This window comes from Pseudoalteromonas sp. SK18 (genome assembly GCF_001974855.1).
Classification (GTDB): Bacteria; Pseudomonadota; Gammaproteobacteria; order Enterobacterales; family Alteromonadaceae; genus Pseudoalteromonas.
This window is the reverse complement of record NZ_MTQB01000036.1, coordinates 1-22,755: the sequence shown is the minus strand read 5'-3', so window position 1 is coordinate 22,755 and position 22,755 is coordinate 1. Positions and strand designations below refer to the sequence as shown.

16 protein-coding genes are annotated in these 22,755 nt (G+C 41.5%); 8 read left to right on the top strand and 8 right to left on the bottom strand.

What is annotated here, in order from left to right; translation table 11 throughout:
- Positions 1-529: 529 nt before the first annotated feature.
- The 7 genes from BW139_RS17410 to BW139_RS17380 all read right to left on the bottom strand — a co-directional run bounded on the left by BW139_RS17410 (position 530) and on the right by BW139_RS17380 (position 12,189).
- On the bottom strand, positions 530-2,992 hold the full coding sequence (locus BW139_RS17410) for a S8 family serine peptidase (RefSeq protein WP_083708687.1): 2,463 nt from the start codon (positions 2,990-2,992) through the stop codon (positions 530-532).
- 101 nt (positions 2,993-3,093) lie between these two features.
- Positions 3,094-3,732, bottom strand: a complete 639-nt coding sequence (locus BW139_RS17405) for a response regulator transcription factor (protein WP_076920496.1) — start codon at positions 3,730-3,732, stop codon at positions 3,094-3,096.
- The gene (locus BW139_RS17400; protein ID WP_076920495.1) at positions 3,729-4,451 is read right to left on the bottom strand and encodes a sensor histidine kinase; all 723 of its coding nucleotides are present in this window, start codon (positions 4,449-4,451) and stop codon (positions 3,729-3,731) included. The genes BW139_RS17405 and BW139_RS17400 overlap by 4 nt, the downstream gene beginning before the upstream one ends.
- Positions 4,441-7,779 (bottom strand): serine/threonine-protein kinase, encoded by a 3,339-nt coding sequence (locus BW139_RS17395; RefSeq protein WP_076920494.1) that lies wholly within the window; start codon positions 7,777-7,779, stop codon positions 4,441-4,443. Before BW139_RS17395 ends, BW139_RS17400 begins: the two co-directional genes overlap by 11 nt.
- A gap of 22 nt (positions 7,780-7,801) precedes the next feature.
- The gene (locus tag BW139_RS17390) at positions 7,802-8,698 is read right to left on the bottom strand and encodes an FHA domain-containing protein (protein ID WP_076920493.1); all 897 of its coding nucleotides are present in this window, start codon (positions 8,696-8,698) and stop codon (positions 7,802-7,804) included.
- Positions 8,699-8,720: 22 nt separating this feature from the next.
- Positions 8,721-9,557, bottom strand: coding sequence for a DUF6689 family protein (locus tag BW139_RS17385; RefSeq protein WP_083708686.1), 837 nt, complete (start codon positions 9,555-9,557; stop codon positions 8,721-8,723).
- Positions 9,558-9,720: 163 nt separating this feature from the next.
- The gene (locus BW139_RS17380) at positions 9,721-12,189 is read right to left on the bottom strand and encodes a S8 family serine peptidase (protein ID WP_076920492.1); all 2,469 of its coding nucleotides are present in this window, start codon (positions 12,187-12,189) and stop codon (positions 9,721-9,723) included.
- Positions 12,190-12,462: 273 nt separating this feature from the next.
- Here BW139_RS17380 and gmk point away from each other — a divergent pair, with 273 nt between their 5' ends.
- From gmk to BW139_RS17355, 5 genes are all read left to right on the top strand, one after another.
- Positions 12,463-13,083 (top strand): guanylate kinase, encoded by a 621-nt coding sequence (gene gmk / locus BW139_RS17375; RefSeq protein WP_076920491.1) that lies wholly within the window; start codon positions 12,463-12,465, stop codon positions 13,081-13,083.
- A gap of 125 nt (positions 13,084-13,208) precedes the next feature.
- Positions 13,209-13,484, top strand: a complete 276-nt coding sequence (gene rpoZ, locus BW139_RS17370; RefSeq protein ID WP_008108220.1) for a DNA-directed RNA polymerase subunit omega — start codon at positions 13,209-13,211, stop codon at positions 13,482-13,484.
- A 127-nt stretch (positions 13,485-13,611) separates the two neighbouring features.
- Complete coding sequence (spoT, locus tag BW139_RS17365; RefSeq protein WP_010392967.1) at positions 13,612-15,717, top strand: bifunctional GTP diphosphokinase/guanosine-3',5'-bis pyrophosphate 3'-pyrophosphohydrolase; 2,106 nt, start codon at positions 13,612-13,614, stop codon at positions 15,715-15,717.
- Positions 15,718-15,729: 12 nt separating this feature from the next.
- Positions 15,730-16,122 carry a RidA family protein gene (locus BW139_RS17360; RefSeq protein WP_010392969.1) on the top strand — a complete coding sequence of 131 codons (393 nt, stop codon included), beginning with the start codon at positions 15,730-15,732 and terminating at the stop codon, positions 16,120-16,122.
- A gap of 147 nt (positions 16,123-16,269) precedes the next feature.
- Complete coding sequence (locus BW139_RS17355) at positions 16,270-17,877, top strand: DUF342 domain-containing protein (RefSeq protein ID WP_076920490.1); 1,608 nt, start codon at positions 16,270-16,272, stop codon at positions 17,875-17,877.
- Between the two features lie 34 nt (positions 17,878-17,911).
- On the opposite strand, the gene asnA is transcribed toward BW139_RS17355, so the two are convergent.
- On the bottom strand, positions 17,912-18,907 hold the full coding sequence (gene asnA / locus BW139_RS17350; protein WP_076920489.1) for an aspartate--ammonia ligase: 996 nt from the start codon (positions 18,905-18,907) through the stop codon (positions 17,912-17,914).
- A 184-nt stretch (positions 18,908-19,091) separates the two neighbouring features.
- On the opposite strand from asnA, the gene asnC reads away from it, so the two are divergent.
- From asnC to recG, 3 genes are read left to right on the top strand one after another with little or no spacing between them, the layout of a single operon-like run.
- Positions 19,092-19,550 (top strand): transcriptional regulator AsnC, encoded by a 459-nt coding sequence (gene asnC, locus BW139_RS17345; protein ID WP_008108204.1) that lies wholly within the window; start codon positions 19,092-19,094, stop codon positions 19,548-19,550.
- A gap of 41 nt (positions 19,551-19,591) precedes the next feature.
- A complete protein-coding gene (trmH, locus tag BW139_RS17340) occupies positions 19,592-20,278 on the top strand; it encodes a tRNA (guanosine(18)-2'-O)-methyltransferase TrmH (RefSeq protein ID WP_076920488.1) in 687 nt (228 codons plus the stop codon).
- 57 nt (positions 20,279-20,335) lie between these two features.
- Positions 20,336-22,417: an ATP-dependent DNA helicase RecG gene (recG, locus tag BW139_RS17335; protein WP_076920487.1), complete on the top strand. Its 2,082-nt coding sequence runs from the start codon at positions 20,336-20,338 to the stop codon at positions 22,415-22,417.
- Positions 22,418-22,755: the final 338 nt, after the last annotated feature.

The window sequence follows — 22,755 nt, the reverse complement described above, 5'->3', positions numbered from 1 at the left end:
TGATTATATCAACGGATATTACAACAACGTTAGGCCACATCATTATAATGCTGGTTTAGCGCCAAATGAATCTGAGGTTAGATACCAAGATTCTAAAACTGTGGCCAAAATTAGTTGACCACTACAACATAAATGATGACATAAAATAAAAATTAATCTTACAGTGTTGATACTATTATATTTAAAATAAATAAAACAAGCAAATTCAGAATATAGAGTAATGCTTTAGAGCGTTCCAAACATTCGAAAATCTTTAAAAAAAACCTGGCTTTTGCTAGGTTTTTTGTTTTTATGAACTGCGTTACTTCACCATATTACCGTGTTGTTTAAGTCAGTTGCGCTGGTTAACCCTTATTGTAGTTACCTAAATATATAAATCTGCGAGTGGAATACTTGATAACCTCGATGCTATAGCTTAATTAGCTATACATCTTAAAGGTACACTGTTGATTATTGGCGACATCGGAGGGTTAAAATGAAAAACACCACCTTACAATAGCAAGGTGGCGTGGGTTACTTCTTTGGGGAGTTAGTTGTTAAAAAATCGGGTTACCGCGACTGCATAGTCTGCGCGTGTTACCGCGTTGCTACCATTAAAACGTGCAGTAATTGTTGGCTCTAAGTCATACGGACCTTGTTCAACATCGAAATAAGCATTTAATATGCCTAGGTCTAATGCTAATTGCACATAACCTTGCAGTTCCACTGGAATATGCTGTTGATCGCTCAGTGCAATGCGTTGGCCATTATATATAGCGGTTATTTCACCATTAAAGCTTTGTGCTTCGCTTTGCAGTGCTAACGCTTGTACTAACGAGTAAGCCAACTGGTTACGATTAACCTTTTCTTCTGGACTAAAGTAGCTGCTGTCGCTCAACATAACTGGCGCGTGATCTTGCACTCGGTTACGCAGTGCCGCTCCTTGCTCTGTCACCGCATTGATAGCCGCTTGATACTGACCGCTAACATCCACATAGTTATTCGTTGTGGCTAAATTTGACTGGCGAACACCTGCACCTAATGCTAGAAAGTCAGCTAACTCTTGACGTAGTAAGTAGTCGTCTGGTCGATAGCCTGACTCAGTAGCATCAACTAACTGCTCGCTCACTGCATATTCTATAAAAGCGCGCGCTGGATGGCTGGTAACATCGTCAAGGCCTTCATAACCATCCGTTTTAATAAGCTTGATTGATACTGGAATATTACCAGGTGCAGCCGCTCCATTAGTCACACCGGCAGGATCAATCGCCACTCCAGAAATGCCACCAATACCATTGGCCTTAAGCGTCCAATTGCCAGCTTCGGCAGGCGCGGTTACTGCAATGTTTTGACCAAGGATTGGCAACGCAATGCTTGAGCCATAACGCTTGCCTGATGGGCTAGTCAATGACAGCCCTACGGTATTATCATCAATATTGGCTTTAACCATCAGCATTGAAGCATCAGTATCAACCGGAATTGTTATGCCCTCATTATCACCTACCGGACTAAACGGCACTGTGTCGTTATATTCCTTTTGTACTGATGTTAATGCATTGGCATTAAAGCTACGCTGTAATTTAGTGGTTTCACCAAATTTTAAGCTTTGATCGACCACCGCTTGAACTGCCGCATATGCATTAACATAACCAGCACCAACTTCCCACGCCTCACGGCCCGACATATTTGTGGCTGTTTCTTGCAAAATAGCTTTTACTTCACGCCAAGTAAGGTTTGGGTTCGCTTCTAACATTAACGCCACCACACCAGAAATATGCGGCGCCGACATAGAAGTACCGCTCATAGTGGTATAATAAGGCACATGATTTGGGTCCATCACTTCGCTGTCACCGGTAATGCTCAGGGCACTTAAACTAGACAGTGACGCACGAGTAGAAATAATATCAACCCCAGGTGCGGTAATAGTTGGGCGATCTTGCCAATTAAATTGTTCACCATCAACAGTGGCTACACCGCTTTTACCTTTCACACCACGAGAGCTAAAATCAGCTAAGTTGCCATCTTTATCGCCTGCCGCAACGGTTATTACCCACGGTGCTTTTTTAAAGTTACCGGTGATGGTCCCTTCGCCGCTACCTGAGTTGCCTGCTGAGAAAACCACAATCACGCCATTATCTGATAATTGTTTAGTGGCGACATTAGTAGGATGATCTGGGTTAAAGTCTGTTCCGGTATCGCTAGTACTACCAAATGAATTGGAAATAACGCGAATGTTGTAGTCATATTGGTGCGTTAAAGCGTAATCAAAACCACCGAGGGTATCTAAAATAAACAGACCTGCACCTGAGCCATAACCAATAATTTTAGCGCCCGGGGCCACGCCTTGGTATTTGCCGCTAGACATGGCGCCATTACCACCAATGATGCCTGCAACGTGCGAGCCATGGCCACCAGCAATATCGGTATTAGCAGTATCTTCTTGATAAGAAACCGGCAGAATGTCTGACAATGAATGTAGGTTCGTTTGCGCTAGCACATTTTGAATCACATGATTTGGGTATTTAATGTCGCCATGGGTACCATCAACACCGGAGTCGTTCACCACAACCCCAATACCACGGCCCGAAAATGGCATACCTTGGCTGCGTAAAGATGAGTCATCACGTAAACGGTCTACACCAGTAATTTGCGTTGCACCATCATTTTCTAATGTAAGGGGCGCGTTATACCAAACAGAGCGCACTTCATTTGCGGCATAAATTTCAGCAATTTGCGCTTTAGTAGCGGTAATACCAACAATAGGTAATTGCTTAAAGCTAACACCACCAATCACGCCTGCCGATTCAATAATATTTAGCAGTTGTGGATTAACTGCGCCTTGGCCTTCAAAGGTTACGATAACCTCAAACACCTCATGATCTGTGGCATTGGCCAATAACCCTTGTAACTCTGGTCCAAGAGATTTTGCTGCTAAGTTTAGTGACATCAAACTCAGTCCAGCACCCATTAAGCCTGCAAGTAACGTTTTCGTTTTTAATGTAGTTTTAAGCATTTGATTAAACCTTAATTGTTTTGACCCATCGAGCATGTCAAACAATTAAGTACGGCAGTATCCGGTAAAACCCCTAGTTAGCAGTAGTTAAAACACCTTGTTTATAATAACAAGCTATTTTTTGCCGCATAACGCACTAGCTCTGCGGCATTAGCAACATTGAGCTTATCAAGCACTTTACCTCGGTGATTCTCTGCCGTTTTAACACTGATATCTAAACTTCGGGCGATATCTTTGGTGGTTTTGCCTTCAATGATTAAGTGAAACACTTCTCGCTCACGCTTGGTTAAATTTTTATATGGATCTTGCCAGTTTTCGGCGGGCTTTTGCGATTGCGACGCTAATACGCTTGCTGCGTATTGGCTGTAATATGTTTTTCCTTGCGCCAATGCTTTAACGGCATCAATAAGCTCATCGCTGGCACTGTCTTTTAGTAAATAGCCCGATGCGCCAGCTCGCACCATATGTAATACATACTCTTGCTCTTCATGCATAGTAAGTACTAACACTTTAGCCTCGGGGAGTTGCTCGTGAAGACGTTTAACGGCTTCCATCCCATTGAGCTCTGGCATACTAATATCGATGACTATCACTGCGGGCTTAAGCGCTAATGCTTTTTGCACTGCTTCCATACCGTCGGCTGCTTCAGCAATCACACTAATATCATTATCTTTGCTTAATAGGCTCACTAATCCTTGACGTAAAATGGTGTGGTCGTCGGCAATTAAAACTCGAATCATGAGATCCCCTTTCCGGTTACTAACACTTTAATTTCACAGCCTTGCTGTGGCTGAGTATTAATAGTTAATTGCCCACCAAATGCAACAACTCGGTCACGCATTGCTCCTAAGCCAAAACCTTGTGAGCTTTCTGCTGTCGTTTGCTGCATACCAATGCCATCATCTTTTATTTTGATCATCAACAGGCTATCGGTGGCAATAACATTAACCGTGATGAGCTCAGCTTGCGCATGTTTTATGGCGTTTGTTAGAGCTTCTTGTACCACTCTAAATGCCAATGTTTGAGTATCGCTTTCTAGTAGGGTATCAACTTGATGATGCAATTCCACTTTCGCTTTACCGGGCTCACTCATAATACGTACCAACCATTCCAATGCAGGCACTAGCCCCAGATCATCCAATATTCTTGGTCGCATTAAGCGGGAAATCACCCGAGTATCAGACAGCGCTTGTCGTGCCAATTCAATGCTTTCATCTAAGCCAATGTTGGCATCGCCTTTTTGTAGCTGTTGCAGTTGATTAATCAATGCAGTTAATAATTGCCCTACGCCATCATGCAACTCTCTAGCAATCTGCTTGCGTTCATTTTCTTGCACTCGCCACACACGCTTAGCCAAACCGCGCATTTGTTCATTACCTGAGTGTAATTGCTGCGATATTTGTTTTTGCTTTTCATTGAGCTGTTCAACCAGCATCGCAATATCCGTATCATGGGTCATGGTGTAATAGGTCCTGTAGTCCGTCATCTAAGGCGAAATAATGCTGATTTTCAATAAAACTTTCAGTCAACGCTGGCGGTAAATTCGATTGTAGATGACGCAGTTTGTTCGCCACTTTTTGATGATATTTTGCCGGATCTTGCTTATTTGCAAGCGCTAGTTGAGCACGCAGCCGATCAAATTGAAAGCTGCGCCAATAGCCGCCCATTTTTCGTAATAACAGGTCAGTTTCACGTAACGTTTCCGCTAGTTGTTGCCACGATCCCAAAAAGTACTGCTGTACCGCTACTAATTCTAAATACTCTATATATTCGTATTGGTGCAAGCTAAAATCTACTTTAGCTAACTTTGCTAATAACGCAGTTATATCGCGACCGCCTTGCCTTAATGTTTCTCTGGCGGCATATATCAACTGGCGAATATAAACAGACTTATGACCATGATCAACAGTGAGCAACTCATTATTTAGAGCGGTGGCAACCGGTAACTTATGCTCAATTTGCCCATTTAAAAAAGCTAATATCGCCTGATGCTCTTGGTTACCATTGTTCATTACGCTTTGAGTTATAGTTGCTAAGTGCTTTGCGGCTTGGGCGGTATCGCCCAGTTGCAATGACCAATCGGCTAACCATAAGCCAAACTCAGCTGTTGCTCTTACATTATTAATTTTTTGCGCTTCGTCAAAAATCCCTTTCAGCTGAGTAACGCTCTGATTAAAATTACCTTGTAAAAACGCCAGTTTAGTTAAATAACTACGTGATACTAATGCTTCATCACTGCTATTTAATTGTTGAGCGTCGGCTAAGGTATTGTTAAAAAAGTGGTAAGCGTTACGCCAGTTGCCTTTCGCCAACTCTATTTGGCCAAGGTTTTGTCGCACATGAATAATACCAAGTGGGTATTGCACCTGCTGATACAGCTGCTCTGCTTGGCGCCAATAAACCAGTGCATGTTCTGCGTCCAAGAGCATAAAATAACTAAAGCCGACATTGTTCATACTTTCAGCTTGGTGCAATTGAGTATTGAGTTCCATCCGAATATTTAGCGCATTGCGGTAATAACCTAATGCATCTTGATATTGAGCTTGAGCCTCAGCCATTATCCCCAACGCAGTAAAATTTTTTGATATTCCTTCTGGATGATTTAACTTTTGATAGATAAGTAAACTTTGTTGTAGATAACTCTCCGCCTCAGAATACTCACCACCCGCAAGATGCATATAAGCTAGGTTAGTCATCGTGGTAGCAACCCCAGGTAAATTATCTGCCATTTTGCGCTTCGTTAATGCTTGTCGATAGTAATCAAACGCTAAACTTACCTCGCCTAATTTGTCATACACCACCCCAAAAGCATTGAGTGCCTCACCTTGCTGATAAACATTTTTTAATTTTTTTGCCGTGATTAATGCTTTTGTAAAGTACTCGTTCAATGCTTGCTCTAGGTTCCCTTGCAAAAACGCAGCACGTCCTAACATAAACCACGCAGTGGGGTGATAAGGATCAAGTTCAACAACCTCAAGCAGCAAAGCCTCCATATTGCTATACTGACCATTTACAAAATAAAATTCCGATAACACCACCTTAAGCTCAGTGTTATACGGAAATGCCGCAACCAGCGATAAATAGTCGGTTTGTGCTTGCTCAACTTTACCCGCCAAGTCATTTAATCGAGCACTGGCCAATTTTGCACTATAGGTATCGACAGCACTAAATTCGAGTACCTTGCTGTATGCTTGCTCGGCTGACAAAATTGAGTTTTCCGTTAAAAGCAACTCCGCCTGTAGTAGCCATACTTGCGCCGATTGCGGCTTTGCTAATAACGTTTTATCAAGTGCCTGCTGCGCTTCAGCAAATTGCCCCTGTTGTATTAAGGTTTTTATTGGGAAGAGATCAATCAATGGATTTTCGTCAAACGCTATCGCCTTAACAGCCTGCCCAGAAATATGTAAGCGCTCTTTTAATATTGTAGTAAACGGGGTTGTTACACTGCTCCAATTGCTATTATCAAACGGTTCTCGCAGTAATGCTTCACGCTGAATGTTAAAGCCATCAACAAAAATGAGTTCAAACTGTATCTCTTGTTTTTCAGCGCCGGTGCTAAATAGTTGCGGGTTTATCAGCACATCAACCTGCAATAAGTCGGTAAGTAATTCTATTTTACTATTATCAAGCGGCACCGTTATGCCTAGCTGTTGAAATAACTGGGTTAAACGTGCTTGCTCAACCACCCGTAAATTTTTAATGTCGCCTAATTGATAACTTAGGTAATTGGCAAAAGTTTGGTCAAACTGCGGGTTATTCGCAGCAGAAGGCAGTACCGCAAGCGCATAATGATCTGTCGCATTAGCTTTTATTGGCTTTTGCTGAGTAAACAACCAAAACACGCTTAGCATAAGTGCAATAACAAACAAAATCGTAAATGCAATACGCCAACGGCTACGCTGAGTTTTAACTGTGGTTAAATTAATAAACTGCTGCTGCGCAAGCTCAATATTGGCTGGTCGCGATGCGGGGTGCGGCGAAATTAAGCTTAAAATGAATGCTTTTAATGGCTCAAGTTCAACTTGCTGGGCAGAAAACTTAGGTTTGCTGAGTAACTTATTTTGCAGTAGCTCATCAATTGAGTTACCCGTAAAAGGTAAATAATGACAACACAACTGAAACATTAACGTACCGGCGGCGTATAAATCGGTGCTGGCATTAATTTTTCCCGACTGTAAATATTCGGGAGGGGCATAAAACGGCGTGCCAACCACATTACCCAGCGCGGCATTGTTATTAAATACCGACAGGCCAAAGTCTCCAATATACAGGCGGCCCGACTTATCTAACAAAATGTTTTCAGGCTTAATATCTTTATGGGTAACATCCGCTTGCTGCGCAAAGGCTAAGCCACCTAACAGCTGAGCTATAATAGTCAGTTTTGCATCGGCACTCAGTAACTCTTTGGCAATGGCTTCTTCTAAACTGATGCCATCAATCCAATCCATAGTAATAAAATGCAAATTGTCGTGCTGATAATATTCATGCACGCGAATAATATTTGGGTGACTAAGTTGACGGACCAACAGCAACTCTTGCTTAAAGTCGGCAATGGCTTGCTGATCTTCTGCAAAGGTTTCATGCAGTACTTTGATTGCTATAACAGTATCAAGCTGTTTATCGTAGGCGCGGTAAACTAAGCCATAACGTCCCTGGCTGCGTAACGCTTCTATTTCAAAGCGGCCCACTAGGCATTCGCCTGACTGTAACGAGCTAGCAGAATAAATTAATTGTGTTGCGCTTAGCTCATCAGCATAAGGTGAGTTGGTTTTGTCGATGTCGCTCATACCGCCTTTTGCTACTAATTACTTAGTGGCACAAATGAAGCAAACTATACTCTTTTCCGTTAGATATTGGTTTGTCGTTAAGGATCTGCTGTAGTGAATCTATTGATTGTTGCAGTAATAAAGCTTGCACTGTGGTTTCAATTTGCCGACTCATACTCGTTAATATTTCAATATCTAACTCAGTGAGTACTTTGTCAGACATCTTACTATCAGTATAGACAACTCCCACCACTTTATCTTCAGACAAAAGTGGAATGCAAGCTAAAGAAGAAATTTGTTTTAATTCAATACTTTTTCGCGCTTTAAGTAAATCATGTTGCGATACATCCATCGCCACCACAGCTTGTGCCGATTCAAAGCAACGGGTAATCGCCCCAATACTGCCCTCAAAGTGAGTTAATTTAAAGTCTTTGGGTTGCATGCCATGGGCAGTACACACATTCAGCGATGCCAACGAGTCACCCAGTAGTACAATGCCACGCTGAGTACCGGTTAACATGATGATATTTTGCAACTGTGTCGATAGGTTTTGCTGTAAATGTTTTGTCAGTGGCACACTTGGTTGTGCCTGACTACTGGCAATACGCCAATCATTATGACTACTAATAGCCTCAATTTGCTGCGCCGACTTCGTTTCAAACAAGCAATCTAGTGTACCAATAGAAATAATCGCGTCTTCGGCTAAAGCCGAATGGGTAATTGCCATACCGTTAACTTTAGTGCCATTTAGGCTGCGCTGATCATTTACCTGCCAAAGTTTATCTTGGTGAGCTACTTTGGCATGCAGCCGTGATACCGTGGGGTGCTCTAAGCGCAGTTCACACTCTTGAGAGCGACCAATAAGGTAGCCACTGCCTTCATAAAGAAAGCTTTCGACTGCAGGTTGATCGGTATAACACACGGTAATTCTCGCTGGCATTGCAACCACCTATATAATAAGGTTATTTAACTAAACGTAGGCTAAAGCGTAAAGTATTGGCATAAGCTATTAGCTCACCCGCTACGTTACGAATATCACGACTCGAGCGCCATACATCCGGAATGTCGTTTCCGCGGTTGTCATTTACGCTACGCTTAAAAGCGTTTAATTTATTGCTGGCAGCATTGTACTCTTGCAGTAGTATTAACTGATTAATATCCGCTAAGTCCTGCAGTAATTGTGTATAAACATCTGCGTTAATTTGCGCCGCAAAATCATCAAGTGCGGTTTGTAGATCGTTAAATTTATTATTGACTACCACCAATGGCGCACGTAAATCGGCGGCTATAATAAATTGTGAAAATCCACCGGTTGCGCCACGCGCTCGATAACTACCAGAGCCCATAGTAACGGTAATATCTTTAAACTCACCATTTAACGGCGCTTTAAAAAAGCGTAGTGGTGTGCCGGCGGTATATTCTAGGTTGTGGGTATGAATATCCACCGTAGCCAGCCCTGAAAAAGAAAAGCCGCTGTCTGCTTTGGGCTCTATGGTGATCATCATCGGAAATGCGAGTGCCGGAACGATATTCGTTACATCTGCTAAACGATCTAAAAAGCTTAGTGAGGTCACATCGACTAGTTCAGCGCTTAGTCCTAAGCTGTCTTTAGTTAGGCCTACGGTGTTTTCAAATTGCAGCGTGATATCTGCTGAAACCCCGCCAGGTAAGTGGATCACTGCTTCCACTTTATTACCTTGAATATCTATTGAAAGTGATTCAGCAGCAATGCTCTGCGTGCTTAATAACAATATTGTTGCAGTAAACACTAAAGCGAGAAAATTTTTTGGATACCACATATTTTGTCCTCTGGATAAAATTCATTGCGGCGAACGGTTGTTTTTTAACGCCAGCCAACAGATTATAATCTACTTTGCAGTTACAAAATTAGCAAGGTTTATGACATATTATTAACAAACAAAGCCAACCAAATAATTGGTTGGCTTTAAGTAACATCACTTATTATTTGCGTAAGTAACCGTCAAATACACGTCCTATAATCACGGCGTAATCACCGCGTTTAACATTATCTTGTGGCTCAAAATACGCAACCATTGTAGGAGAAAGGTCGTAAGGTCCTTGCTCTACGGCATATCTAACTCCGATTAACGACATATCGATTGCAGCTTGCACATAGCCTTTTAACTCAGGTGCCACTGCATCTGCGTCCATTACTGGTACTCGCTCACCGTTGTATTCAACGGTAATATCACCGCTAAAGCCTACTACTTGAGTTTCTAACCCCAGCGCTTGCACTAATGAATAAGCAAGCTCCTGTTTGCTTACATTGGCGCGAGGTGAAAACTTATTACCATTCGCCAGCATCACAGGGGCTTGGTTTTGCACGCCATCTTTAAGTGCTGAGCCTTGCTCGGTAACCGCGTCAACAAACGGTGCATAGTTATTGTTTACATCACTAAACGCTACTTTTTGCTCATTTAACAAATCACGTTGCTGCCTAATAGCCATACCCATTACTAAGTATTGTGCTAGATCTTTACGTTTTAAGTTTGCATCTGGACGATAGAAGCGGTCATTTTTGCTATCCACTAAACGCTCACTCACAGCAAATTGAATGGCATTTTCTGCGGGGTGACCGGCAATATCATCAACACCTTGATAGCCACCTGATTTTAAGATAGCAATCTCACCGCTAATAAATTCAGGAATACCTGGGCCATTGGTGACGCCGGTTGGATCGGCTTGTACACCAGATAACGAGGTCATGCCATATGCAGATAACTTCCACTCACCGGGTTGCGCAGGAGCCGATACACGCATAGTAGTGTTAAGTACCGGTAAAGTTAAGTTACCCATATAAATAGTGCCATCGGGTGCTTCTAATTTCAATTTAAGTGTATTTGCAAACGTTTCAGACGAGGCACTTACCCATGCGGCATCTTCGCCAACCGTAAATACATGTGTTTCTGCTTCACCCACTGGCGAGTAGAATACTTCAAATGGCTCAGGCGCATTATCATCAATTACAATCGCGTTAGCATTAAACTCTGTTAGGTTATTTACTGTGGCTTTGTTTTGCTCATCATAACCTAGTGCACCGGCCACGGCTGCATACGCATTAACATGCCCTGCGCCTACTTCCCAAGACTGATAACCAGGCATGTTGGTCGCCGTTTCTTGAATGATTTGCTTAATTTGTAATGGTGTAAGCTCAGGGTTTGCCTCTAGCATAAGGGCGATAATACCGGCTACATGCGGTGTTGCCATTGAGGTACCCGAGATCATCGTATAATAAGGTAGGTATTCATTCTCTATGGCGCCTACATCATCAGCACCGCCATTAGATACCAGATTGGTTTTAGCGCGAGTAGAAATAATATCAACCCCTGGCGCCACAATAGTCACTTCATTTTTATAGGTCCATGATGAACCATCTGGCATAGTAAAGTCACCTTGTTCTCCCCGTTTGCCGCGTGATGAAAAGTCAATCAAGTCACCTTGCTTAGTTCCTGCACCGACAGACATACCCCATGGAATTTGGGCATAAGGGTTATGAGTATCTTCACCTGCCCCCGAGTTCCCCGCTGCAAATATTGAGATCATGCCTAACTTATACGCTTTATACGACGCTAACGAGATAGGACCCGCAGCATCAAATTTACCACTTGAACCCCATGAGTTACTCATTACGCGAATAGGCGAATTAAAATCCCAAATATGGCTAATTGCATAATCATAACCACCCAGTGCATCCAAAATTGACAGGCCAGCCCCTGAACCGTAACCAACAATATCGGCATCGGGTGCAGCCCCTTTATGCTTGCCATTCGAGTGTGTACCCCAACCACCCACCGTTCCAGCACAGTGAGTACCGTGGCCTACGTTTAAATCGGTGTTTAATTGCCCTTCAATCCACACACCATCAATACCCGTTAAAGAGATAGCCTGAGCATGAGTAACGCCTTGCACATTTTCGACCACTTTTGCGCCATACTCTAAATCAGCAAGTGAAGCATCAATTCCCGAGTCGTTAACAATTACCGTCACCCCTTTACCGGTAAATTTCATGCCATTGTTGGCTGCAAACTCGTTAGTTTGCAGCTTTTCAACACCCGTTAGCTCACGTGCTTCTTTGTTGTAGTACTCTAAGCTGCGATTAGCAAACACAGAACGTACACCCGGTAAAGCGGCTAATTGTTGTACTTGTGCTGGCGTGGCCATCACACCAATAATCGGCAGCGATTTAAATTGCACACCTTGGTTAAGACCTAAGTTTAATAAAGTTTCTAATTGCGGTGTTGATAATGCATCTAGCTGGTCATAACTCACCACTACCATGGCACTATCAGTTGCTGTCATAGTTTGTAACTGCTGCTCTAACTGTGAACCAATAACTGCAGCTGCGGTTGCATTGAGGCTGAATCCAGCGATTGACATGGTTAATGCCATATTTTTAATTAATGATTTCATTGTTATGTCCACCTATCTTAAAAAGAATGTGTTATTTACATTTTTATTAATGTTTTATTTACATCTCTTATTTAATAAGGAACTGGCTAACTAAACTATCGGGATCAATCCCTAGTGCAACTAAGGGAAAACCCCTATCTGACTTTATGATAAACAATCTCTTTCGTCCGTTATTTTTAACGGTGTTGAGCATGATTAACTAAATAAAGTACAATACCTAGATTAAGGCTTAGCTTAATACAACTAGGCGTATTTCATCTTAGGTAAAAAATCATGGCACACTCTCGCGGAAACTTATTCATTTTATCGGCACCCTCTGGGGCAGGTAAATCTAGCTTAATAAATGCATTACTGAAAAAGCATGCTGATATGAAAGTATCTGTATCACACACTACGCGCGCACCACGCCCTGGTGAAAACAATGCAGAACATTATCATTTTGTATCAGTTGATGAGTTTAAAGCACTGATTGCCAAAGATGATTTTTTTGAATGGGCACAAGTATTTAATAATTATTACGGTACTTCTAAACAAGCTATTGAATCACAACTAGCCGCAGGCATTGATGTATTTTTAGATATTGACTGGCAAGGTGCTCGCCAAGTTCGAGAAATAATAGATGACGTAAAAACTATCTTTATTCTACCGCCATCAAAGCAAGAGCTAGAGCAACGTTTAAATAACCGTGGTCAAGACTCTGCTGAAATTATTGCAGGGCGAATGGCGCAAGCTCAATCAGAAACCTCACATTACAACGAATACGACTATGTTGTAGTGAATGATGATTTTGATACTGCTTTAAGCGACTTAGAAACCATAGTAATTACACAGCGATTAACGCTAAAAGCACAAGTAGCACGCCATCAAACTTTAATTAATGAGCTACTCAAGTAATCTAAATTATGATTAATTGTCGGATCATGCCTTAAAATAGATAAAAATTAACCACTGGCTATTGGCGAAACTTGCTGCGTGCAGTAAACTACGCCTTTGCTTTTAAATTATTTTGGAGTGCTAAGATGGCTCGCGTAACAGTTGAAGATGCAGTAGATGCAATTGGTAATCGTTTTGACTTAATTTTAGTTGCGGCCCGTCGTGCCCGCCAAATTGCTGTTGGTGGTAAAGATCCACTAGTAGATCCTGAGAACGATAAGCCAACAGTTGTTGCTTTACGTGAAATCGAACTTGGTTTAGTTGATAATTCTTCAATGGATGTTATTGATCGTGAAGAACAACAACATCAAGAAGCGGCAGAACTAGCTGCTGTTGCTGCCATTGTTGGTGGCAACCAATAATCAACCGCCCGGTTTGATTTAGCTAACGGCATAGTATTTCAACTATAGCCGTTGGCAATCCTTTGTTTTCATCGTATATTCGTAACTTATCCTAACTTATTTGCTTCACGAGAACATTGGAGTGTGAATGTATCTTTTTGAAGGTCTTAAAAAGAAAATCTCAAAATACTTGCCAGCAGACGATGTTGAGCTAGTTCAAAAAGCCTACGTGGTAGCCCGAGAGGCTCATGAGGGTCAAACTCGTTCAAGTGGCGAGCCTTACATTACTCACCCCGTTGAAGTCACTCAAATATTAGCAAGCATGCATCTTGACCATGAAACGCTCATGGCAGCACTCATGCATGATGTGATTGAAGATACCGATTTTAGCCAACAAGATTTAGCTGAAATATTTGGTGAAACGGTGGCAGAACTCGTAGAGGGTGTGAGCAAGCTTGATAAATTGAGCTTCAAAGATAAAAAAGAGTTCCAAGCTGAAAACTATCGAAAAATGATTATGGCAATGACCCAAGATATTCGGGTTATTTTAATCAAGCTAGCTGATAGAACACACAACATGCGCACATTAGGCGCACTTCGTCCTGATAAACGCCGCCGTATTGCTCGTGAAACCCTTGAGATTTATGCACCAATTGCTAATCGCTTAGGTATTCATGATATAAAAAATGAGCTAGAAGATTTAGGTTTTCAAGCACTGTACCCTATGCGTCATCGTGCACTTAAATCGGAAGTGGCTAAAGCGCGTGGTAATCGCAAAGAAGTTATTTCAAATATTCAAACTGAAATTGAAGCTCGCCTTGAAGAATCTGGCATAAAAGCGACCGTATCAGGCCGTGAAAAGCATCTATACAGTATTTATAAAAAAATGCTCAACAAAGAGCTGCTGTTTAACGAAGTCATGGATATTTACGCATTTCGTATTGCAGTAGACTCTATGGATACCTGTTATCGCGTACTTGGTGTAGCTCATAACTTATATAAGCCAATTGAAACCCGCTTTAAAGACTATATTGCTGTACCAAAAACTAATGGTTACCAATCATTACATACTTCTTTAGTTGGCCCGCATGGTATTCCTGTAGAAATTCAAATCCGTACTTTAGATATGGATCACATGGCTGATAAAGGGGTCGCAGCTCACTGGATGTATAAAAAGTCGGGTGACAATGCGGGTCATACTGCACAACAGCGCGCACGCCAATGGATGCAAAGCTTATTGGAATTACAACAAAGCGCAGGTTCCTCGTTTGAATTTGTAGAGAATGTAAAAACAGAGCTATTCCCAGAAGAAATTTATGTCTTTACCCCAGATGGTCGGATTATTGAACTTCCTATGGGTGCAACAGCGGTTGATTTTGCTTATGCAGTTCATACTGATGTAGGTAATACTTGTGTCGGTGCACGTGTGAACCGCAAGCCTTATCCTTTAAGTAAAGCCATTGATACAGGGCAAACAATAGAAATTATTACCAGTTCAGGCGCTCACCCTAACGCAACATGGCTTAACTTTATTGTTACTGGCAAAGCACGCTTAGGCGTACGCAACTACCTTAAAAGTCAACAGCATGAAGAAGCGTTATTACTTGGTCGTCGCTTACTTGACTCAGCGCTAGGGGAAAACAAATTTGATAACCTGCCAGCTGAAAATATTACCCGAGTGCTTGAAGAGCATGAGCTTTCCTCTACCTTAGAATTGCTAGTAGAGATTGGCTCAGGTAACTTAATGAGTATGCTGATTGCTAAACGCTTATTACAAAACGACAATGATGATTTAAACGATATCGCAAAGCGTGCCAAGGCAACCATTATTGGTACCGAAGGCATGTTGGTTAATTATTCTAAATGTTGTCGTCCAGTGCCTGGAGACGCTATTACTGCCCATGTTAGCCAAGGTAAAGGTTTAACCGTTCATCGCCAAGAGTGTAAAAATATTCGTGGTTGGGAAAATGATCGTTCGAAATACCTAGTCGTAAAATGGGATGATAATCCAGAAAAAGAATATATAGCGGCTTTAAGAGTAGAAATCATTAACCACCAAGGTGCGCTGGCTAAATTAACCAATGTGGTCGCCACTACGCAGGCCAATATTGTAGAAATAGCTACCGATGAAAAAGAAAGTAATTTATACGTGATAGACTTAGGGATCACAGTTAAAAACCGTATTCATGTCGCCAATATTATGCGCCGCATACGTGTTATGCCCGATGTACAAAAAGTCTATCGTAAAAAATAAAATAGGAACATCATGAATAAAGCATTTATATCAACGGATAAAGCACCTGCAGCAATTGGTACATATAGCCAAGCAGTAAAAGTGGGTACAGCTGTTTATTTATCAGGGCAAATACCACTTGTCCCAGAAACAATGGACGTTATTTCTGAAGACTTTAGTGAGCAAACACATCAAGTATTTAAAAATATCAGTGCGGTTTGTGAGGAAGCTGGCGGTTCTATTCAAGACTTAGTAAAAGTGAATATTTACCTTACTGATCTTTCAAACTTTGCCATTGTGAACGAAGTCATGAGTCAATACTTTAAACAACCTTACCCTGCGCGTGCTGCTATTGGCGTTCGTGCACTTCCTAAAGGTGTTCAAGTAGAAATTGATGGCATCATGGAGCTACCTTCAACAAACTAACTTCTATAAGCTATGAGCGCCGCTCATAGCTTTTATTCCTATCTATAACTACACTTTGATGATTTCTTGACTCAAAACTAAATTTCTAGCACTCTGTAATCACGTTATTTTATTAAACCTTACTTTAGTAGTATAAAAGGATAACTTGTGTTTAAGCTTGCTCATAATGGCAATGTATTACTCGATACGAGTAAATCTGCACCCGCCAGTGCTGCTTTTATTATAGAAGCAATTGCACAGTCGCCTTACAGCGAGTGTGAGATCAATCATGACGCCATAAATAACTATTTCAGCAGTGCAACACCTGAACGTATCTTAGTTGTTGCAACACGTCATGATGCCACCTTAAGCGTGGAGATAAGTGATGATAAAATGCTAGCCACGGGCACGCTCACTCTTGCTAAAGGGGGAGCAACACTGAGTTTTGATGAAGCTAAAAAAGAATTAGTTAAAGCGCACGTCGCAAGAGGTTATAAACAAGCATTTTTAGAGCAACTTTTACAAAAGCAATCTGAACTCCCACCTGGCTCCGTAGTCAGTGGTCCACTCGCCAAAGGGCGCTTACCTATAGACGGTAAACCAACTAAATTTAACGCAATGGTTCAAACACTTAAAGATCGTCTCAAAGCCCCTAAATTAAAAGAAGATGGCAGTGTAGATATGCGTGACTTTGGTAAGTTAGCAAGTGTAAAACCAGGTGAGTTACTAGTACAGCAACAACCCGCTACACCAGGCCAAGAAGGGTTTACCGTGTTAGGCGATGTATTACCTGCAAAACCCGGAGAGGTTCATACTCTAATTGCAGGTGAGGGCACTGAAATCTCAAAAAATAATCCGATGGAATTACTCTCTACGATTGCTGGCGTGCCGGTTGAAATAAATAATGGCATGCGTGTTGACGATATTTTTACTGTCAACGATGTGTCGGTAAAAACAGGGCATATCGACTTTGAAGGCAGTGTAATAGTTAGTAAAAATGTCGAGCCTGGAATGCGTATTAAGGTAACTGGCGATATTACTGTTTTTGGCACGGTTGAATCTGGCGAATTAACTGCAGGTGGTGATATAACCGTAAAACAAGGTGTTATTGGTCATCAAAAACCTGAAGATAAATCACTGTCTTGCAAAATAATTTGCGCTGGTGATGTGCATGCCTCACATTCTCAATACAGCTACATTGAAGCCAATAACATTTTGCTTGAGCGCCAAGCTAGCCACAGTTCAATGAAGGCAAAAAATAAAATACAAATTGGTCAATCAGAGTTACCTAAAGGAAAATTGTTTGGTGGTGAAATTTTAGATGCGACTCAATTGATTGCTGGAGAGATTGGTAACGAATCAGGCGCTAAAATGGCAATTAATTTAGCCGCTTCAGCCACTAAAATGACCAAAGACATTGATAAATATTTCAGTGAGCTAACAGCTATGAATGAGCAAGTTGACAGCTTACAAGCCGCACTAGAAAAAGCAGATTTAATTAAAGATGCAGATAAAAAAAATGAACTCATAAATAAAATTGGCACCACGCAGTTACACCATAGTCAGCAAGCAGAACAATTAGAGAAACAGGTAGCGGGTTTAGAAGAAAAGTTGAACACCTTACTTAATGAAGCCATGTTAACTGTGAATAGCGTTTTACATTCGGGTGTAGAGATCCATATCTTCAACAAACTGCTTAAAACGACACGTAACTTTCCACCGAGTAGTGTTAAGTTAGAAAATAATAAAATAGAAATAGAATTTAAAACTCAATAAAAAAAGGTGCTGTTAGTCACAGCACCCTTATTTTTTATAGTAAACCGTCTACGCTTTCATAGGTTTTCGCTGGCCACACACCTACCTGCACTTGCCCTATATGTTGTTTTTGCAATAACAGCATCGCTAAACGAGATTGACCAATACCACCGCCAATTGTCTGCGGGAGCTTACTTTCTAGCAATGCCTTATGCCAGTCAAACTCTAAACGGTCTTCGTCTCCCGTAATACTTAATTGAGCTTGCAATACTTCAGGGCTTACACGAATTCCCATCGATGAGATTTCGAAAGCGTCTTCAAGCACTGGGTTCCATACTAAAATATCACCATTTAATCCCATGTACTGTTCGCATGTTGGGGTTGACCAATCGTCGTAATCTGGGGCTCTCACATCATGAATTTTGCCATCACTTAATGCTCCCCCAATACCAATTAAAAATACAGCGCCATATTCTTGAGTAATCGCCTTTTCACGCTGCTTGGCTGTAAAATCTGGGTACATTTTACGTAATGCTTCACTATGTACAAAAGTAATCTCTGTAGGTAAAAATGGTGTTAAACCAAAGCTATCACTAACATATTTCTCAGTGGCTTTAATACCTTGGTAAATAGTTTCAACCGTTTGCTTCAAAGTAGATAAAGAACGCTGCGTACTTTCACAAATAACTTGTTCCCAGTCCCATTGATCAACATAAACAGAATGGATTGGGCTTAGTGAATCTTCATCAGGTCGCAACGCTTTCATTTGCGTATAAATTCCCTCACCTTGTGAAAAGCCATATTCACCCAAGGTTTTACGCTTCCACTTAGCAAGAGAATGCACCACTTCGTAACGGCTATCTGCAATCGCTTTAATATTCACAGCCACGGCGTTCTCGTGCCCACTTAAGTTATCCTGTGTACCGTCGCCTACTTTAGCCAAAATAGGCGCTTGAACTTCAATTAAGCCCAGTTTTTGTTCTAATTGCTGCGAAAAGAACTGCTTAACTTTACTTATTTGCTGCTGCTGCTGCACATAATGTGAACTCATAATAATTGGCCTCATTCCCAGTTATTGTATTTACTACTTAGCGCAAATTACGCTTCAATGAGGTTATCGTAACAATTAAACTATTTAATTCAATATCCCATAATAAAAATAGCTTTACGATATTAAAACCATTAAAAAAGTGGTATAAAAACAACTAATACCATAATTAAAGACGGTTAAATCTATGGAAAATTATCAAATCGATAATCTTGATAAACAGATTCTGCATGCATTAATGGATAATGCGCGTACACCTTATGCTGAATTAGCAAAACGCTTTAGTGTAAGCGCAGGAACAATTCATGTGCGAATCGAAAAAATGAAACATGCAGGGATCATCACAGGTACTCAACTAACCATTAATACAAAGCAATTAGGTTACGATGTGTGTTGTTTTATTGGTATTAATTTGAACAACGCGCGCGATTATCCGCAAACACTTATAAAATTAGAATCATTAGAGGAAGTGGTCGAAGCATATTACACCACTGGTAATTACAGTATTTTTATTAAAGTAATGACCCGCTCTATCGATCATCTACAAGATGTACTAATCAATAAAATACAGGCAATAGAAGCCATTCAATCAACCGAAACCCTGATCTCATTACAAAACCCGATTAGTCGAACAGTGGTGCCTTAAGGTGAAAAATCTCGTATAATTTGCCGAAAAAGAGGACTCCCATGCAGCAAACTCGTTACCAAAGAATCGAAAGTGTACTTTCACGTCGTCAAACCGACCTTACCGTGTGTTTAGAAGACGTACACAAACACCATAACTTATCAGCAATTGTTAGAACGGCTGATGCCGTTGGTTGTCATCATGTGCATGCCGTGTGGCCAGAAAAACAAAAGTGGCTAACCAATAATACCTCTGGTGGTAGTAAAAACTGGTTAGACACACATCTTCACAGAAACATAGATGATGCCGTTGCAAGTATGCGTGCTCATAATCCTGATGTACAAATTTTAGCTACGCATTTAAGTGAAGATGCTGTCGACTTCAGAGAAATTGATTACACTAAACCGACTGCAATTATTGTCGGTCAAGAAAAAACGGGGATCTCTCCACAAGCCTTAGAGTATGCAGATCAAAACATCATTATTCCAATGCAAGGCATGGTGCAGTCGTTAAATGTATCCGTTGCAGCAGCCCTAATTTTATTTGAGGCGCAGCGTCAACGTGATCTAGCTGGTTTATACAATAGAAATATGCTGAGTGAAGAAATAAAACACCCAATGTATTTTGAAGGCTGCCACCCAATTATTGCAAGGCAGTGTAAGCAAAAGAACTTACCTTATCCCGCACTTGATGAGCATGGCGAAATCGTTGCGGATGAACAATTTTGGCAGGCGTTAAAACATACTTGATGCATATACAGTGTATCAGTACACTTAACTCACTAAATAATAATAATTGAGCCTACATTGTCTAAACCTAGCTTAAGCCAATACCCAATCACAGAACTTAAAGGCGTTGGCCCCAAAATGGCTGAACGACTTTTAAAGCTAGGTATTGGTACAGTACAGGACATGCTATTTCATTTGCCGCTTAGGTATGAAGACAGAACCCGTATTTATACAATTAGTGAGTTGACCCCTCATAGCCACGTCACTGTTCAAGCAACCATTGAAACCAGTCAAATAACCTTTGGAAAGCGGCGCATGCTGGTTTGCCAAATAAATGATGGTACAGGTAGGTTAACACTACGATTTTTTAATTTTACCGCAGCACAAAAAAATGCATTTAGCGCGGGTAAAATAATTCGCTGCTTTGGCGAAATACGTCGCGGACGTGTTGGCTTTGAAATGAACCACCCAGAATACAGTATTAGCGACACTTTTGAACAACAACCAACATCATCAACACTTACGCCAGTCTATTCAACAACCGAGGGGTTAAAGCAACTCTCTATTAGGGCGTTGAGTGAACAGGCAATAGAATTACTTCAAAAATATGCAGTAGAAGAGCTACTTCCCCAACAATGGCAACCATCACAACTTGGGTTAAGCGATGCATTATTATTACTACACCGCCCCCCCAATGACGTTGATATCATTGCACTTGAACAGGGTAGTCACCCAGCACAGCAGCGACTCGTATTTGAAGAATTACTGGCACAAAATCTCAGTTTATTAAAAGTAAGAGAACAGGGGCAGCAAGTTAAAGCCGTTGCACTTGAGCCTACTAATTCATTAGAGGGACAGTTTTTGGCGCAATTACCCTTTGCGCCAACCAACGCACAAAGTCGTGTGGTATCAGAAATTAAAGCAGATTTACAAAATGCGTACCCTATGATGCGATTAGTTCAAGGTGATGTTGGCTCGGGTAAAACACTAGTCGCAGCCCTGAGCGCTTTAACCGCAATAGCACGAGGCTATCAAGTTGCATTAATGGCGCCGACTGAAATTTTATCAGAGCAACATGGAATCAACTTTTCTAGCTGGTTTGAAAGCCTTGGAATAACGGTTGCTTGGTTAGGTGGTAAAACAAAAGGTAAAGAGCGCGTAAGTACACTTGCAATGATCGCCTCTGGTGAAGCGCAAATGATTATTGGCACTCATGCGTTATTTCAAGATGAAGTAAAATTTAACAACCTGGTACTTATTATTATTGATGAACAACACCGTTTTGGTGTTCATCAGCGTTTATCATTGCGTGAAAAAGGCCGTTTTGGTGATTGTTACCCACATCAGCTAGTAATGACAGCAACACCTATACCACGTACGCTGGCGATGACCGCCTATGCAGACTTAGAAACCTCTGTGATTGACGAATTACCACCAGGGCGAACACCTATCACTACAGTTGCTATTCCAGATACTCGTCGAGAAGACATTATTAGTCGCGTAAAACTTGCCTGTAACGAGCAAGGTCGGCAAGTTTACTGGGTATGTACACTGATAGACGAGTCTGAAGTACTACAATGCCAGGCAGCTGAAGACAGTGCATTACAATTAAAAGAAGCATTACCTGAGCTTAATATTGGCTTAGTCCATGGGCGAATGAAAGCCGTTGAAAAACAAGCCATTATGAGCGATTTTAAAGCGGGTAACATTCATGTACTTGTGGCAACAACCGTGATCGAAGTTGGGGTTGATGTGCCTAATGCGAGTTTAATTATTATCGAAAACCCTGAGCGCCTAGGTTTAGCACAGCTTCACCAACTACGTGGCCGCGTAGGCCGTGGAGCTACAGCATCTCACTGCGTGCTTTTATATAATGCACCGCTTTCACATACCGCACAGAAACGATTGGGAGTACTGCGCGATAGTAACGACGGGTTTGTTATCGCAGAGCGTGATTTAGAGATACGCGGCCCAGGTGAAGTCCTTGGCACCAAACAAACCGGCTTAGCAGAATTTAAAATTGCAGACTTAGCACGAGATAAGCAAACCTTAAATCAAGTTAGACCCATAGCACAACAGATGTTGAAGCAATATCCTCAGTATGTAGATCCACTCATTCAACGCTGGTTAGGTAATAAGTCAAATTACGCACAAGCTTGATTGTACATTCACATAAAGCGACATATTAATTTTCCCAACTAGTTATTACCTATACCGCAACTTGCGCCTTTCAACTAGCATCTGTGCTTTACACTTTCCTACAGACGTAAAAAAGCCCGGCTCTTTCGAGTCGGGCTTTCTTGTATTTGGAGTCGGTGCGCTACAACGCAGTAGAATGTCCTACTTTCACATACCAAATGGGATACTATCATTGTAAGCGTCTAGCGAACCACACCTAGCATCGATGTTCTGATTATCTAAAAATACCTGCTCAATGATAAATTCGGAGCAGGTGATGAAAACTTACAGAACAAGCGCACAGTGGCAGCAGCTTTTGC

Bases quoted from the DNA above. Each gene is read 5' to 3' on its own strand.
- BW139_RS17410 (WP_083708687.1), bottom strand. From the start codon at position 2,992: ATGCTTAAAACTACATTAAAAACGAAAACGTTACTTGCAGGCTTAATG.
- BW139_RS17405 (WP_076920496.1), bottom strand. From the start codon at position 3,732: ATGATTCGAGTTTTAATTGCCGACGACCACACCATTTTACGTCAAGGA.
- BW139_RS17400 (WP_076920495.1), bottom strand. From the start codon at position 4,451: ATGACCCATGATACGGATATTGCGATGCTGGTTGAACAGCTCAATGAA.
- BW139_RS17395 (WP_076920494.1), bottom strand. From the start codon at position 7,779: ATGAGCGACATCGACAAAACCAACTCACCTTATGCTGATGAGCTAAGC.
- BW139_RS17390 (WP_076920493.1), bottom strand. From the start codon at position 8,698: ATGCCAGCGAGAATTACCGTGTGTTATACCGATCAACCTGCAGTCGAA.
- BW139_RS17385 (WP_083708686.1), bottom strand. From the start codon at position 9,557: ATGTGGTATCCAAAAAATTTTCTCGCTTTAGTGTTTACTGCAACAATA.
- BW139_RS17380 (WP_076920492.1), bottom strand. From the start codon at position 12,189: ATGAAATCATTAATTAAAAATATGGCATTAACCATGTCAATCGCTGGA.
- gmk (WP_076920491.1), top strand. From the start codon at position 12,463: ATGGCACACTCTCGCGGAAACTTATTCATTTTATCGGCACCCTCTGGG.
- rpoZ (WP_008108220.1), top strand. From the start codon at position 13,209: ATGGCTCGCGTAACAGTTGAAGATGCAGTAGATGCAATTGGTAATCGT.
- spoT (WP_010392967.1), top strand. From the start codon at position 13,612: ATGTATCTTTTTGAAGGTCTTAAAAAGAAAATCTCAAAATACTTGCCA.
- BW139_RS17360 (WP_010392969.1), top strand. From the start codon at position 15,730: ATGAATAAAGCATTTATATCAACGGATAAAGCACCTGCAGCAATTGGT.
- asnA (WP_076920489.1), bottom strand. From the start codon at position 18,907: ATGAGTTCACATTATGTGCAGCAGCAGCAGCAAATAAGTAAAGTTAAG.
- asnC (WP_008108204.1), top strand. From the start codon at position 19,092: ATGGAAAATTATCAAATCGATAATCTTGATAAACAGATTCTGCATGCA.
- trmH (WP_076920488.1), top strand. From the start codon at position 19,592: ATGCAGCAAACTCGTTACCAAAGAATCGAAAGTGTACTTTCACGTCGT.